The following is a 14,450-nucleotide window of genomic DNA, read 5'->3' as shown; positions in this document are numbered from 1 at the left end:
CTGCGTTCTCTTCTATGATAAACGAGCCTCGGCATATGTGGGGCACGACGCTTTCGTTTGCGATGCATGGGGCCATCACCGCCAGGCGGAGGCCAGACGCGTGAATTCCTCCATCGTCAAGGTCTCCCCCCGTCGGGTCGGGTCGATTCCGGCCTTCTCGAAAGCGGCGGTAGGGACCATCTTCTTCAAGGCGGCGTGAAGGGTCTTCCTGCGTTGGCTGAAGGCGGCGTCCACCAAGGTGAAAGTTCGCTCTCGCAGATCGGTTCGTGGGCCCTGCCCTTGGTCGTAGCGGGTGAAAGCGACCAGGGCGGAGTCCACATGGGGGGCTGGCCAGAAGACGCTGGCCCCGACGATGCCTGCCGGTTTCGCCTGGCCGTACCAGGCCAGTTTGACCGAAGGGACCCCGTAAATCTTCGAACCTGGTTGGGCGGTCAGACGGTCGGCCACCTCCTTCTGGACCATGACGGTGAAGGAGGCCAGGCTGGGGAAGCGTTCCAAAAGGGTCAGGATGATGGGGGTCGCCACGTTGTAAGGCAGGTTCGACATCAAAGTCAACTGCGGCAGGGGGGAGCCGAAGATTTCCTCCACCTGGTCCAAACCCAGCTGGAGGGCGTCTTCGCGGATCAGATGGAAGCGGCTCATCGCTTGGGGCATCTGGGCTCGGACGGTCGAAGGCAGGAGGTCCGCCAGGCGGGGGTCGATCTCCACCGCCAGCACTTGGGCCCCGGTCTCCAGGAGGGCCAAGGTGAGGGACCCCAAACCGGGACCGACTTCGATGACACGGCTGTCAGGCCCTAGGTCTCCCAGACGGGCTATACGGCGGACGGTGCCGGGGTCGACCACGAAATTCTGCCCGAATCTCTTGGTGGGGTTGATCCCCGTCGAAGCCGCGATGCGCCTGATGTCGGCCGCTCCCAAGAGGGCCGAGGATTCTTCCGTGATCATATGCATAGTCCGTTCATGCAAGTCTGGCTCGTGCCGATCAGTACCAGTTCATCCGAAGATGATAGGCCTTGGCCGCGAGAGGGTTTCCGTAACGGCCGCGGATGTAACCGAGACCCCAGTTGATTTGGGTCGCAGCGTTGTCCCTCCAATCGGCGCCGGCGGTGGCCATTTTGCTTCCGGGAAGGGCTTGGGGGATGCCGTAGGCGCCGGAGCTGGGGTTTTCGGCCGACCACATCCAGCTGGATTCCTTGTTGAAAAGCCAGACCACGGCGTCCCACTGGGCTCCGGTCCACCCGTATTGGGCTGCCGCCGCCCGGCCGTAAACCTGGGCTTGGGCCGGGGTCGCGTGCCAGGTGGACGATGCTTGCTGTTGGGCTTGGGCCCTTTGGGCGGCCGCCGCAGCGGCAGCTTGCGCCCGGCGACGGGCGGCCGCGGCTTCTTGCTGACGCCGAGCCCTTTCTTCGGCTTCTTTGCGGGCCGCGGCTGCCTTCGCAGCGGCTTTCTGCTGAGCCTGCCTATCTGCGGCTGCCTTCGCCTCCGCCGCCTTGCGGGCCGCCTCATTGGCCTGGGACTTCGCTTTGACGGAATCCTTCTTCGCCGACGCATCGCCGGGGGAATCGTCCCCCTTGGGGGAGCTTGAACCCGAAGAGGGACCAGAGGCAGAGTCAGACGATTGTGGCGAGGGGGAGGAGCTGGACTTGTTCGGGCCCTGGGAAGAGGAGTCTCCCGCCTCCTTCTTCTGGGAATCCTTCCCGGACGAGGAATCACCATCCGCAGAAGGCCGGGGCTGGGGCTTCTTGGTGCCGACCGAGATGATTTCGTTGACCGCGTATGAGGTGACTTCGCGTTTGATCAAAGCGGAGGATTCCACCTTCCCATCCACGAGGACATTGCGGTAAGTATCAACCTCCAAGCCGGTCTTCCCTTCCTGGGAGATGACTTCGGCGCCCTGGGGCAGGGAGGGGTCGTCGATGCGCTGGGTCGTGTAAGGCAGGATCACTTGTTTTGTCGAAGTGGCATAGGAGACCCTTTGCACGCGCATGATGGTCGCCGTCCCCTCTTTGACGACGTTCACGCGGTCGTTCTTGCCCAGTTGGACGTTGTGGGCGTCCAGAATCGCCGCGGCCGTCGTGTCGCCATCGGCCACGCGGATCTTCTTCCCATCGACCTGCAGGTAAACGGGCCCCTTGGCTGAGATGACGAAACCTCCGGTCAGGGTGTTGTAGACGTTGTTGATATCCACGGAAACCTTGACCGCGTTCCGCTCGCTCTGTTTGAAGAAGTTGAGGATATCCGCGGCGTTTTGGGCGTATGTCCAGAAATAGACCGCCTGCCCGTCGATGGTGATGGTCGCCTGGTAAGCCGTGCGGACGGTCACCGTGTCCCCATTACGCAGAAGATCGCCGTGGGAGGAGGTGATGAAATCGTGGGATTTGACCGGGATCCCCTGCTCGGTCAGGAGTCCGTGCGGGGTCATGGCCATGGTATGGGCGGTGCGGATTTTTCCATCGTAGGAGATGGTCACCGTCTTCATGGCCACGAAAAAGAAGCCCACCAGGCAGGCGATGAAGACGAAAGCCGCGCACAAACCCACACGCCAGCGGCGATGTTTGATAAAACTTTGCGGTGTCCACCGACGTGTCATAGTGTCCTCATCATCCTTTGGATTGCTCCCGCCCGGGTCCGACTCAGGCGGGCTGAAACTTCTGAACGATTCCGCGGGGGAATCGATCGCGCTCACGGATTCCCCGGACCGAAAGACCCTTGTGGTCCTAAGTCTATGAATTATGGTCGAAAAACGCTGAGATTACAGGGAATAAGAACGATTTGTCCATAATTTTCGCCTCTTTGTAATCGAAATGTGCCCTAATCCCGTGATTTTTTCGCGTGTCGTCGGCTAACCTTGCTTTTTGAGCGATAGAATGGAAGTACAAACGTTTTCCGGAATGCCCACCGAATTCTCGCGGATTCTGGGCAAATCGAGGGCATTTTTCTTTCGTGCCCTCAACATAGGGGGCGGGTTCATTCCCCTTCATTCCCGCCCCCTTCTTCTTTTCTCCCCATCTTCCCGCTTTCGGGGTAGATTCTGCAGAGGTCTTCTCTCCTTGAGAGAAAGGCGTAAGAATCATGACTAATCTGGCGAGTATGAGTGAAGGTTTATCATCGCAGACGGAAAAGACGCCGGAACCCGCCCCCGCTCAGCCTGGCCGGATTTACCGTGGCCGGGCCCACGGGAAGGTCATCCTGATTGGGGAACATTCGGTGGTTCATTTCAAGCCGGCCATCGCCCTGCCTTTGATGACCACCGCGATTGACGTAGCGGTCAGCGCGAATGGGAGCAGCTATCTGGACCCCCGCTTCCACCTGACCTGCGACTATTACAGCGGCCCCCTCGAATCGGCCCCGTTCAACCTCAACAACCTGAAGAAGCTTCAGGCCGCCCTCCATAACCGCCTCTGCCTGCCGCAAAAGCTGGGGGGCTTCGACATCAACATCGTCTCCACCATCCCGCGCGAAAGGGGGATGGGGTCTTCGGCCGCCGTAGCCGTCGCCCTGACCCGGGCCATAGCGGCCTATTCCGGGGTCATCTTAAGCGAGCAGGAGATCTTCGATTACAGTCAGATCAGCGAAAACGTGGCCCATGGCAACGCTTCGGGCCTGGATTCCATCGCCACCGCTCACGACAAGGCCGTCTGGTTCGAGCGTGGGGCGCAGACCCGGACTTTCGATCTGGCTTGTCCGGGCGTCCTGATCGTGGCCGACACCGGGATTCGGGGAGGGACGAGGGAGGCCGTGGAGGATGTGCATAAATTGCTTTATTCACAAGAACGGGGGGAGGCCCGGCAGGCGGCGAAGGACATCGATCGCCTGGGCGAGCTGACGGCCGATTGCGCTCGCGCCCTGCGGCAGGGGGATGTGCGCCGTTTGGGCTACATCATGGACGAGGCCCATGAGGTTCTCTCTTCCCTGGCTGTTTCCAGTCCCGAACTTGACCGTCTGGTGGCCGCCGCCCGCCGGGCCGGGGCCGCGGGGGCCAAGCTGACCGGAGGCGGCCGCGGAGGCTGCATGATCGCTTTGGTTGCCGATCCCGCAGTGGTGTCGGAAAGCTCTTCCGCTGATGGGCTGGCTCCCGGGGAGTCTTGGGAAGACCGGGTCAAGCGGGTGAAAGAGGCCCTGCTGGCTGCCGGAGCCGTCCATACCTGGCGCCTGCCCCTGAATAGTCAAGTGACCGTGGAGGAGGAAATCCTTGCCTGATAACGCCTTGCCTTTCGCCGCCGCCCGGGCGCATGCCAATATCGCTTTGATCAAATACTGGGGCAAGCGGGACGAGAAGCTGATTCTTCCCATCAGCCCCAGCCTTTCCCTGACTTTGGACTCCCTTTATACGGACACGGCCCTGATGCCCAGCTCGGATGGCCGCTGGCATTTCGTCCTGGACGGCCAGGAGCAGGGAGGAGAAGCCCTGAAGAGGGTCGTGGATTTCGCGCGGATTTTCCCTGTTTCCGCAACTGCCCCGATTCCCTCAACTCCCGCAGCCGCAACCCCGCTGACCATCATCAGCCATAATCATGTGCCGACGGCCGCTGGCTTGGCGTCCTCCTCCTCGGCTTTCGCCGCCCTGGCCTGGGCTTTGCGGGATTACTTCGGGCTGGCTGGCCCCGGGCGGGACGGCCGATCCTTATCGGACCAGGCCCTGTCCGCCTGCGCCCGGCAGGGGTCCGGCTCGGCCACGCGCAGCATCTTCGGCGGCTTCGTCGAGTGGACATACGGTCAGCGTGAGGATGGGGCCGATTCCTTCGCCCGGCCGATTGATGACGGGGAATGGGACCTGGGCCTCATCGCCGTCGCCTTGAGCACGGGGAAGAAGAAGATCAGCTCCCGCGCTGGCATGAAACACACGGCGGAGACCTCCGCCTTCTACCCTTTGTGGCGCCAGGCTTCCGAGCGCGATCTTCAGCGTGTTCTGGAGGGGATCGCAAACCGGGATGTGGATTTGATCGGCCAGGCCATGGAGGCGAACGCGATGAAATTCCATGCCACCATGTTCTCCGCGGACCCTCCCCTCACTTATCTGACCGCCCGCTCCTGGGAGGTCATCGAATTCGTGTGGGCTATGCGGCAAGAAGGCGTTTCGGCTTATTTCACCATGGACGCAGGCCCGAACGTGAAAATCCTTTGTCGTAAAAGCCAGATGGAAGAGATCTCCCGTCGGCTGCGGGAACGTTTCCCTCAGGCCGCTCTTTTCCAGTCGACCAGTGGACCGGGGCCGATCTCCCTGGATTTCGCCCGATGGTCCCAGCTTTATGGGGAGCCTTCCGTCTGAACCGTCTGCACCGTCTGAACCTGTCAGACTTCTGTCAGATCCCTGTTAGACTTTGGCAGGCCGGTTCCCTTCTTTGGCCCCAGGCCGGCAGGACCTTTAAGATTATTAACCACCAAAACCATTAAGCCCGTTAAGGCCATAAAGTACGAAAGCAGGTATGATGACCCCTCCTTCCGCTTCTCAAAATGCTCCCGGCGGCTTCCCTATGACCCCGGATCGAGTGACCGTCCATGTGCCGGGGAAGCTCTATCTGCTGGGGGAATACGCCGTAGTGGAAGGATATCCGGCGATTGTGGCTCCGGTGTCCCGGTATTTGACCGCGACAGCCTCAGAAGACGGCCCTCGCGGACCGGAAGAGGATGGTCCCTGTGAGTCGGACGGGAACGAATCCCCCGAGTCCGGCATGGGCTCCCCCAGGGCCATGACCCTCGCCTCCTCCCTTTTCCCCGATCAACAGAGCCGAATCGACCTTGCCGAGTACGAGGACAGGCATCAGGGGCCTGCCGCTTTGTCCCCCCAGGCGGTGAGGGATTCCCTGGCCCGGCGGAAAACGGGGAAGGCCCCCCTGGCGACGGTGGAGGCGGCCGCTCGGATTTGTCTCGCATTTTTGGTTTCCCAGGGGATCGACCTTCGACCGGGAACAGTGTTCGTGGACTCCGATCTGGACGATTGCGTCTCCGGCCGCAAGTACGGTTTCGGCTCATCCGGAGCCTCTATCGTCGCCGTCATATCCGTCTTGCTGGAATTCTGCGGATGGCCTTCCAAAGAAAAAACGCCGCAGCCATCATCGGAAAATCCCGGAGACGCCTCACGTGAAGTCATCGTCTACAAGTTGGCTATGGCAACCTTGCTGGCTCTGAAAGACAACGGTTCCGGCGGCGACATCGCCGTCTGTTCCTTCGGCCGCCCTCTCTGCTACTCGCGTCCGAGCAGGGGATGGCTGCAGAAAAACCGCGCGTTGCCCATAGCTGATTTGGTCGCCTTGCCATGGCCGAAGCTTGTTATCAAACCGTTTGACCTGGCGCCTGAGCTTGATTTCTTCATCGGCTGGACCGGTTCTCCCGCCTCTTCCTCCCATTTGGTGCAGGCGGTAAGGGTTTTTAAGGAATCGCATCCCCGGGATTTCAGGTCTTACTGCAAAGAGACTGAAAAAATCGTGGAATCCTTCATGCGCTCGCAACAGGAGGTGGAGTCTTTTCGCCTGAAACATCCTGGCTTCGTCTGTGGTGGGGATCTTCTCAAAAATCCTGTTCCCGCTGGACGTGAAAAGGTGGATCATACCGATGACGCCAGGCAGGCCGGGGAAGACGACCAGGATTGCCCGGCGTTTTCTTCGCAGTCCTCTTACGCCGCCCTGCTTTTGGCTCAGATTCGCGATATTGATGATGCCCGCATTCAAATGGCGCATCTTTCCGCATGGCTGGCGACCATGGTTCCCGCGGCTGATAGAATCGAGACCGATGCTTTGACCGATCTGATTGAAAGCGCGAATGAGCTGAGCCTGGCGGCCAAGGTTTCCGGCGCAGGCGGCGGTGATTGCGGAATCGCCGTTGGCTTGCAGGTGACGGAAGAGACCAGGGCACGGTTGCGTCAAAAATGGTTGGAGAAAGGCGTGACCCCTCTGAACTGTTCTTTTGTGAAATCGGCGCACATAATGGGGACGCAAGTTTTTTGATGGAAGGAGGCTGCCGTGGCGTTGCAGAAGAAGCGTCGGATGCCTGGCTGGGTGATGGCTTTGGCTGTTCTGCTGGTCGTGGTGGTGGGTGTTCCTTCCGGTTGTTATGTGTATGAGAGGAGGAAAGCCATGGATTACCGGCAGGAGATGATTAGCATCGTCCACTCCCAGGAAGTGAAAAAAGTCATCGAAGTAAACCTAAGAGAAATAGATCCGCATGCCTTGGACGGCCAGGGGGTGATCAGAACCTACTATATCAATGACGGTTCCATTGAGCACAATCCTATGGGAGGATACGATTTCGATGTCATCGTCAACAATGACCGCAAGCTAGGCGTCAGCTTCGCCATTGATCGGCGTTATATCGCCGGCGAGGGGTACGGGCCCATCGACGGCGACGGAAGCCCTTCCGTGGAGCTGGCGGATTTGTTGGACAGGCGTTACGGGAAGGGGTGGGATGAGACGGATGACGCGGCGGAGAAGTATCGTAAGGCGCATCCCGAGGAGTTCCCCACGCCACAGAAGACCCAATCCGACAAGTCCGGTGAGAGCGGTGAGGAGTGAGTAATGGACGATTACACGGAGAAGCAGCGTATGGAGATCACTAATGAGGGGTATAAGGATGAGAATTGGCATGTCGGACATCCCTTTTCCATTGACCATTACAAGACAAAATTGGGTACGGTGACGCGGGTGGTGCGTGGCCGGGACGGGGTGAAGGGGGATAATCCGAACGGTTTGGACGCCCTGGTGGTCAAGGATCCGAAGACGAAGACGATCCGGGTGATCTACCAGGGGTCGCGGGGGAATATGCTGCTCAGCAAGGATTGGACGATGAACGATTGGCCGATGGCCGGGCGGATCATGGGGTCCTCTCCGTCGCCCCCTCCTGTGCCGGATCGGCCTTGCCCTCCTCTTCTCAACATGCTGACTCGCCCGTCTATGCCCGACCTTCGCCCTCCCTGGGTGACGGGCCAGCTGAAAGACGCGTCGCGGTTGTTGAAGAAGACGTTGAAGGACAATCCCGGCTACAGCGTGGAGGTGTATGGGCATTCCCGGGGGTCCATGGACGGCCAGTACGCGGTGTCCAGTCTGGATGAGGCGGAGGCGAAAAGAATCAAAGGCGCCTGGCTGTACGAAGGCCCCGACATCTACCCCGCCCTGAATGAGGGGCAGAAGAAGCGCGCCCGCTCCTACGGCAGCCGGGTGAAGAACTACGTGGATTCCCAGGACCTCGTGCCCATCGGCTATCGGGACGACAAGCAGGCCGTCGGCCAGGTGCGGCACGTGGAATCCACGGACGCGGGAGGCTCCAACCCGATGGACCATATCGGCAAGCAACACTCCTGGGGCGGCTACCAGTGGGCTTCCGACGGCAGCCTGGCCCTCACCGAACAGACCATCGACGCCACGCAGCTACGCACGGACACAGCCCTCAAGAACCTGCGCTCCCAGTGGGAGAAGGACGGCGGGGCGTTGTCCGCCGGGCAGAAGATCTACCTGGACTACCAGCAGGCGATGAGCCTGCTGACCGCCGTCAGCCAGGAGATGGGGCGCACCGACGCGCTGGTCGCCGCCGCCAGGAAGCATCAGGCCGCCACCGCCGGGGACGTGTGGGAGAAGGACATCACCGACATCTACGTCTACCAGTTCACCTCCGTCGGCGATCTTTCCCGCGACGACCTGGTCGACATCGCCACCCAGGAAGGCCACTCCAAGCAACGGTTCATCCAGCAGGCCACCGCCAGCATGGACGCCTACCGGGATCGGGTGAAGAAAGCCCATGAGAACCTGGACGAGCTGACACGCACAACCAGCGCCGCCCTGAAGACCCTCCTGGACAAGGACGCCCACCTGGCCACCCGGTTCCGCCAATGGGACACCCAACTCGACCACCAGGAAGACAACCTATGAACAACAATCGCTTCCGCCCGGGAGAGGCCATCATAAGCAAGGAGGAACACGCATGGTAATGACAAAGGAAATCCAATCCGAGGGACTTCCCAAAGACAAGATTGCCACCGCCCTCGCCCGCAAAAACGTCACCATTATTCTTGGCACTGATCTGGCCGCCCTGAAAAGAAAGGCCACGACCACGCTCACCCCTTTGGAAACCGACGCCTCCACCCATCTGACCAGCATCGTCTCCCGCCTCAACAAAGCCATGGAAGGCAAATACAGCACAGCCATCACAGACAAATACCACGAGGAAATCAAAAAAATCAAACCAGAAGAATAAGCATGGGCGGGACCGCCCATGGCTGTTTTCCAAGGAAAGCAGGGACAAGCATGACCAAGCCTACGATAAACCCAGGTCGTTCTCATCAGGAGCTGGTGGACGACCGGGCCACTATCTCCAGCCGGAAAGACGACCACGTTCGCCTGGCCGCCCGTATTCGCTCCCAGGAGGTCGAGCCTTATCAACTGGCGGTCTGGGACGAGCTGGATCAATGCGAGTTCATTCATCAGGCTTTGCCGGAAATCGCCGTGGACCAGGTTGACATCAGCTCCACTGTGGCTGGCATCGCCCAGTCTTCCCCTTTCTTCATCAACGCGATGACAGGAGGGACTGTTGGGACCAACGCTTTGAATTCCCAGCTGGCCGCCGTCGCTTCCAGGACGGGTGTGGCCATGGCTCTGGGGTCCATGAGCATTCTGGTCAAGAAACCGGAAGTGCAGGGTTTTTATCGGACCTTGCGCAAGGATAACCCGAACGTGAATTTCATCGCCAACCTTGGGGCGGAGCACTCGGTTGAGGCGGCTCAGCTGGTGGTGGAGACGGTGGACGCTCAGGCTTTGCAGCTGCATCTCAATGCCGCCCAGGAAATAGTGATGCCGGAAGGATCCCGTGATTTCCGCGGCTGGACGGACCATATCGGCCGCATCGTGGACGCCATGGACAAGAAAGGCGTTCCGGTCATCGTCAAAGAGGTGGGGTTCGGCTTGAGCCGGGAAACGGTGGAACGGCTTTATTCCCTGGGAGTTCGCTGGGTTGATCTCGCCGGTAAGGGGGGAACGAATTTTATCCGCATCGAAAATGAGCGGCGGAAGGAAGCGTTGCGCCGCCTCGGCTGCCAAGGCGAGGCTCGAAATGAACTTCAACTACACGGTTCAGCTCATGCAGACTCCCTCGATTTTTCCTATCTTCGTTCCTGGGGGATCAGCACTTTGCGATCCTTGCTGGAAGCCCGCAGCGTCGGCGAGCGTTTCGGCGATCTGCACATCATCGCCTCAGGGGGAGTGCGGAACCCGCTTGACGTGGTGAAATATCTGGCATCAGGAGCCGACTGCGTGGGCTTGTCCGGATTCTTCCTCAAAGCCATTCAGGAGGAAGGCGTGGAGGGAACCGTTGCGCTGGTTGACGAGTGGAAAGAACATATCCGCCTTCTGATGGCCCTTTTGGGGGTACGCGATATACAGGACCTGAGGAGTTCGGCGTCTTTGGTCTACCCGCAGTCGTTGGTCTCCTATTGCCGGCAAAGAGGGATCAGGCTCTGAAATCCGGCACCGAGATCCTGCCGCCAGGGTGGGTGGCTAGCCTCGGGATCCTTTGCGCCCGTTGCATTTTGAGCAGAGCACCTGCAGATTCGATGGAATGGTTCTGCCGCCTTTCGCGATGGGGATGATGTGATCGATGTGGAGCCCGACCTCATCTGGCATATACTTCCCACAATGTCTGCACGTATAGTTGTCGCGTTCCATAATTCGTCGGCGTAAAGCCGCAGTCATCAACTTACGCTGGTTCTTCCTGCTGTAATTTTTGAGTGTCGTCTCATATCCGATTTGTGATAACGCGTAATGACGTTGGAGGAGCCATTGCCAATTGGCCACCAGCCTTTTATCCGAAACAGGGACCCGATATGACGACCTTATATAATTCCGTTGCCGGTAACGCGTCTGCCCGCGTACCGTCTCGAACTGGAAAGCGCGCTGATCATCCAGGATTTCCCGGTACTGTTTTGTCCGGTGCTTCTTCAGAACGCAGGATGCCAGGTAATCCTCGGTCGTCTCCTTCCAATCGATGATGTTTCGCTGATGGGCGATGAGCATGTCCCAATTGCGTTCATCGCACAGGAATCCATCAACGTAGTCTGTGATGTCAACATTCCTTTTATAGGATACGTCGAAAGTATAAACGAAATATGGGTAGCGAAAAGGGTTGCGGAGGATGCGGTAGGCTGTATATCCGAGGAGAGCTGAAATCGTCATGATTATGATGATGTCCACCGCTATGAGCATCGTTTCGTCGGAAAGACTCTCGAACATTTCCTGCCTTTGAATAAACCTTATTTGAATTTTGCGTCCGAAGCCATAAGCGATCGGAATGACAGTAATCGTTGTAGCACCATGTGCGGGCAAAGCAATGACGATGACCGATCCGCATGTCAGCCGCGTAAAAGCCGCCTGGACAAGTGAAGAATATCGATAAATCGATAAGAAGACCGATGGGGCAGGGGCATCGGTTACCCCGCATCACGGAGTGGAGCTGAGGAGAGTCGAACTCCCGACCTCTTCGATGCGAACGAAGCGCGCTACCAACTGCGCTACAGCCCCAAGCTTGAAAGCCAACGTCACCTATGGTACACCAGCCCCCAGTCCTTGCCGCCACTGAGGGTTTCCCGCTTCCGCTTCGGCCTGTGTTCCTTAGGCGAGGCCTCCTGCGAGGCATTACATAAGACCTTACATGAAACCTTAGGCGATATCGGAGGCAGCAGTGGCTTCGGCTTCTTCAGCAGCCTCGGAGTCATTGGCGACCGCTTGAGCGGCCTTCTTTCTCTTGGAGGAGTTCGTCTTGGCCTTGATCAGTCCTACGAAGGTGGGAATCAGGGAGATGAGCAGAATCCCCACGATCACTAGCTCGAAATGCCGCTGAACGGTGGGGATGCCGCCGAAGAAGTAGCCGAGAAGGGTGAAGATGGAGCTCCAAGTCAGACCGCCCAAGATGCTGAACGGAGCGAACCGGCGCCATTTCATCCCGGTGATGCCCGCGAAGAAAGGCATGAAGGTGCGGATGAAGGGGAAGAAGCGGCCGAGGAAAACGGCCAGAGGCCCCCAGCGGTCGATCATGCCTTCGGTTTTGGCGATGCGCTCAGGGGTCATGGACTTGACCTTGCCGGATTCCACGATTCGGCGGCCGAAGAAACGGCCGATGAAGTAGTTGCATTCATCGCCAAGAATCGGAGCGAGCCAAACGATAGGCAGCAAGGCGCCGATGGTGATCGGATATTTGGGGTCGGCGGCGAAGTATCCAGCGGCGAAAAGCAGGGAATCGCCCGGCAGGAAAGGGAAGAAGACCACGCCTGTCTCGATGAAGATGATCAGGAAGATGATCGCATAGGTCGGGCCGAGCCCCAAAGTCGTGATCCAGCCGGCGATAGCGGTGCGGGGATCTTTAAGAAGATTGACGAAAAAGTGGATGACCTGCATGCTGCTCCTTGCTTATCTGTAGGCAAAACCGCTGAGCTAAGTCTAACATGAGGACTTTTCCTGTGGCCTCTCGAGGAGCCAGGAGGCGGGAAGCTCGACAAAATCCTGACAAATCACGGGGTGGGGGAAGAAGAGGCCAAGCGGGGGCTAGATCCATGTGGTGAACCACATATGGGCCCGCCAGAAGTCATAGGTGACAGGGATGGCGGTCCAGATGGGGTAGAAGAAGATGGAAATGGCGATGATGGTGGTCAAGAGGATTCCCACCGTGATTCTGTAAGCCCGGACCCGGATCGTCTGCCGCAACCAGTCAAGCAGGTAGATGATGGAAAGGATCAGCCAAGGCAGGATGACGATGGCATAGAAGTTGAAGGTGGTGCGATGCGTGTATTGGATCCAGGGCAGCCATCCGCCCAGCCATCCGGCCAGGACCGCCACTGCCTTCCAATCGCCTTGACGGGCGATGACGGCGATATCGACCACCAGGATGGCGCATAGGGTTCCCAGCCACCAGATGAGGGGATTGCCCAAGGCGACCACATCGGTCACGCAATTAGAGGCGGGTCCGTGCGAGAGAGAGCAGAGCGCGGGGGACCCATCTATATGGTCGGTCCACCAGAAGCTGGTCGGACGGATCTGCAAAGGCCAAAGCCAGGCGTTGGCCATGTATGTATGCGGGGTATCCAAACCGGTATGGAAGATCCACATCTGCCGATGATATTCGACGAAAGAGCGCAGGCCTTCCGGAAGCCATGCGATCCCTTGGCTTGGATGGGCCGATGCCCACTGATGCATGTAGGAATCAGGGTGGATGAACCAGCCGGCCCAAGTTGCCAGATAAGTCAGGAAAACGGTGGGGATCATGTATAAGGCCGCAGGTAGGCCATCGCGCAGGATGGCGCTCGCGAACCATCCGCGGAAACCGAATTCATGCCTGTTGCAGGCATCCCAAAGGACGGAGATGACGGCGAAGGCGGCGAAGAAGTAAATGCCGGACCATTTCACCGAGCAGCTGAGACCAAGCAAGATCGCGGCCGCGAGTCGCCACCAGGAGAAGAAAAGACGGGGCCCAGCCCCCAGGGCGGCCTTGCCTGCCGCGGAATCCCTGGCGGTGCTCAGCCGATGAATGGCCCAATCCCGGTGGCGAAGCAGGCAAAGGAAGGCGGCCAGGACCAGGACCATGAGGAAGTTATCCAGGATTCCTGTCCTGCTCATGACTATTCCCAGACCGTCCACGCTCATGAGCAGGCCGGCGATGGCCATGAGGGGAATACTCCGGAAGAGGCGGAAAGCCACCCTGCACAGGAGGAGGATTGCGATGGTTCCAGCGATGGCGGTGGAGATGCGCCAAGCGGCGATGTTATAGGCCCCTCCGAAGAATTTGAGGCCCAATGCGATCAGCCATTTGCCGAAAGGAGGGTGCACGACGTATTCAGCCGTGGATTTCCAGTGGTTGGTGCTGCCGAAGGCGAAAAGGTCGTTGACTGAGGTCGTCCCGATCTTCTTGGGCCAGTCCCGCGCCTCTCCGGTCAGAAGCATGGTCCAGGCGTCCTTGACGTAGTAGGTCTCGTCGAAGACGATGCCGTGGGGCTGGTCCAGTCGAATGAATCTGAGCATGCCGCCGAAGATGGTGACCAAGGCGGTGATGAGCCAGCTAAGCCGGGTCTCCTGTCTTCCGATTGGTCGCACGGCAGGTAGGGACGCTTGGGCCGCCTTGGCGGACGTAGCGGGTTGGGAAGAGTGGGAAAGTTGGGAAGACCGCGAAGGTGGTTGCGAAGACTGGGAAGGCCGGGGATACTGCGTAGGCGCTGAACCTCTCCCGCCCAGACTAGGCAGCCGGTTGATTCTGCGTCCATCCCCTGCGGACTTGCCGTGAAGAATAGGCATATACCCGTCTTTCGGCGTCTTTATGGCTTCTCTGGTTTCATCGTCCTTCTTGTCCATCTGCGTTTTCGCCGCCATCGCGCCTCCCATATCTTCCTTAGCGGATCCCTCGTCGTCTCGACGAGTTCTGAGGGTATGTCGTCTTGATGCATATCGGTACTATCGCTCTTTTCGTATCTTAGGCAGCCAAACCAA

Annotated in this window: 13 protein-coding genes and 1 tRNA gene; 7 read left to right on the top strand and 7 right to left on the bottom strand. The window is 59.0% G+C overall.

Features of this window, described 5'->3' with window-relative positions:
* Nucleotides 1-75: 75 nt before the first annotated feature.
* The 3 genes from rsmA to PSDT_RS07710 form a co-directional block, all read right to left on the bottom strand.
* Complete coding sequence (rsmA, locus tag PSDT_RS07720; protein WP_006288473.1) at nucleotides 76-951, bottom strand: 16S rRNA (adenine(1518)-N(6)/adenine(1519)-N(6))-dimethyltransferase RsmA; 876 nt, start codon at nucleotides 949-951, stop codon at nucleotides 76-78.
* Nucleotides 952-982: 31 nt separating this feature from the next.
* Nucleotides 983-2,590, bottom strand: coding sequence for an aggregation-promoting factor C-terminal-like domain-containing protein (locus PSDT_RS07715; protein WP_048349436.1), 1,608 nt, complete (start codon nucleotides 2,588-2,590; stop codon nucleotides 983-985).
* Between the two features lie 133 nt (nucleotides 2,591-2,723).
* On the bottom strand, nucleotides 2,724-3,074 hold the full coding sequence (locus PSDT_RS07710; RefSeq protein ID WP_006290002.1) for a hypothetical protein: 351 nt from the start codon (nucleotides 3,072-3,074) through the stop codon (nucleotides 2,724-2,726).
* A gap of 16 nt (nucleotides 3,075-3,090) precedes the next feature.
* Here PSDT_RS07710 and mvk point away from each other — a divergent pair, with 16 nt between their 5' ends.
* The 7 genes from mvk (at nucleotide 3,091) to fni (ending at nucleotide 10,442) form a co-directional block, all read left to right on the top strand.
* Complete coding sequence (mvk, locus tag PSDT_RS07705; RefSeq protein WP_048349435.1) at nucleotides 3,091-4,200, top strand: mevalonate kinase; 1,110 nt, start codon at nucleotides 3,091-3,093, stop codon at nucleotides 4,198-4,200.
* On the top strand, nucleotides 4,193-5,269 hold the full coding sequence (gene mvaD / locus PSDT_RS07700) for a diphosphomevalonate decarboxylase (protein ID WP_006290004.1): 1,077 nt from the start codon (nucleotides 4,193-4,195) through the stop codon (nucleotides 5,267-5,269). The genes mvk and mvaD overlap by 8 nt, the downstream gene beginning before the upstream one ends.
* A 157-nt stretch (nucleotides 5,270-5,426) precedes the next feature.
* Nucleotides 5,427-6,944: a phosphomevalonate kinase gene (locus tag PSDT_RS07695; RefSeq protein ID WP_223293509.1), complete on the top strand. Its 1,518-nt coding sequence runs from the start codon at nucleotides 5,427-5,429 to the stop codon at nucleotides 6,942-6,944.
* Between the two features lie 15 nt (nucleotides 6,945-6,959).
* The gene (locus PSDT_RS07690; protein ID WP_006290005.1) at nucleotides 6,960-7,508 is read left to right on the top strand and encodes a DUF1310 family protein; all 549 of its coding nucleotides are present in this window, start codon (nucleotides 6,960-6,962) and stop codon (nucleotides 7,506-7,508) included.
* A 3-nt stretch (nucleotides 7,509-7,511) separates the two neighbouring features.
* Entirely contained in the window at nucleotides 7,512-8,858 is a 1,347-nt protein-coding gene (locus tag PSDT_RS07685; RefSeq protein WP_006290006.1) for a DUF2974 domain-containing protein, read from the top strand.
* Between the two features lie 52 nt (nucleotides 8,859-8,910).
* Nucleotides 8,911-9,183, top strand: a complete 273-nt coding sequence (locus tag PSDT_RS07680; RefSeq protein WP_006288482.1) for a hypothetical protein — start codon at nucleotides 8,911-8,913, stop codon at nucleotides 9,181-9,183.
* Nucleotides 9,184-9,233: 50 nt separating this feature from the next.
* Nucleotides 9,234-10,442: a type 2 isopentenyl-diphosphate Delta-isomerase gene (gene fni, locus PSDT_RS07675; RefSeq protein ID WP_006288483.1), complete on the top strand. Its 1,209-nt coding sequence runs from the start codon at nucleotides 9,234-9,236 to the stop codon at nucleotides 10,440-10,442.
* 36 nt (nucleotides 10,443-10,478) lie between these two features.
* Here the strand turns inward: fni and PSDT_RS07670 are convergent, their stop codons facing one another.
* From PSDT_RS07670 to PSDT_RS07655, 4 genes are all read right to left on the bottom strand, one after another.
* Nucleotides 10,479-11,210, bottom strand: coding sequence for an HNH endonuclease (locus tag PSDT_RS07670; protein ID WP_006288484.1), 732 nt, complete (start codon nucleotides 11,208-11,210; stop codon nucleotides 10,479-10,481).
* 215 nt (nucleotides 11,211-11,425) lie between these two features.
* Nucleotides 11,426-11,498: transfer RNA gene (locus PSDT_RS07665), tRNA-Ala, on the bottom strand.
* Between the two features lie 138 nt (nucleotides 11,499-11,636).
* Nucleotides 11,637-12,371, bottom strand: a complete 735-nt coding sequence (locus PSDT_RS07660) for a DedA family protein (protein WP_006288485.1) — start codon at nucleotides 12,369-12,371, stop codon at nucleotides 11,637-11,639.
* A gap of 147 nt (nucleotides 12,372-12,518) precedes the next feature.
* A complete protein-coding gene (locus PSDT_RS07655; protein WP_006290007.1) occupies nucleotides 12,519-14,345 on the bottom strand; it encodes a dolichyl-phosphate-mannose--protein mannosyltransferase in 1,827 nt (608 codons plus the stop codon).
* Between the last annotated feature and the right edge of the window lie 105 nt (nucleotides 14,346-14,450).

The organism is Parascardovia denticolens DSM 10105 = JCM 12538 (assembly GCF_001042675.1).
Taxonomy (GTDB): Bacteria; Actinomycetota; Actinomycetes; order Actinomycetales; family Bifidobacteriaceae; genus Scardovia; species Scardovia denticolens.
This window is presented reverse-complemented; position numbering and strand designations above follow the sequence as displayed.

Excerpts from the sequence above, each read along its gene's own strand:
- rsmA (WP_006288473.1), bottom strand. The coding sequence starts at position 951 with ATGCATATGATCACGGAAGAATCCTCGGCCCTCTTGGGAGCGGCCGAC.
- PSDT_RS07715 (WP_048349436.1), bottom strand. The coding sequence starts at position 2,590 with ATGACACGTCGGTGGACACCGCAAAGTTTTATCAAACATCGCCGCTGG.
- PSDT_RS07710 (WP_006290002.1), bottom strand. The coding sequence starts at position 3,074 with ATGATTCTTACGCCTTTCTCTCAAGGAGAGAAGACCTCTGCAGAATCT.
- mvk (WP_048349435.1), top strand. The coding sequence starts at position 3,091 with ATGAGTGAAGGTTTATCATCGCAGACGGAAAAGACGCCGGAACCCGCC.
- PSDT_RS07695 (WP_223293509.1), top strand. The coding sequence starts at position 5,427 with ATGATGACCCCTCCTTCCGCTTCTCAAAATGCTCCCGGCGGCTTCCCT.
- PSDT_RS07685 (WP_006290006.1), top strand. The coding sequence starts at position 7,512 with ATGGACGATTACACGGAGAAGCAGCGTATGGAGATCACTAATGAGGGG.
- PSDT_RS07680 (WP_006288482.1), top strand. The coding sequence starts at position 8,911 with ATGGTAATGACAAAGGAAATCCAATCCGAGGGACTTCCCAAAGACAAG.
- fni (WP_006288483.1), top strand. The coding sequence starts at position 9,234 with ATGACCAAGCCTACGATAAACCCAGGTCGTTCTCATCAGGAGCTGGTG.
- PSDT_RS07670 (WP_006288484.1), bottom strand. The coding sequence starts at position 11,210 with ATGTTCGAGAGTCTTTCCGACGAAACGATGCTCATAGCGGTGGACATC.
- PSDT_RS07660 (WP_006288485.1), bottom strand. The coding sequence starts at position 12,371 with ATGCAGGTCATCCACTTTTTCGTCAATCTTCTTAAAGATCCCCGCACC.
- PSDT_RS07655 (WP_006290007.1), bottom strand. The coding sequence starts at position 14,345 with ATGGGAGGCGCGATGGCGGCGAAAACGCAGATGGACAAGAAGGACGAT.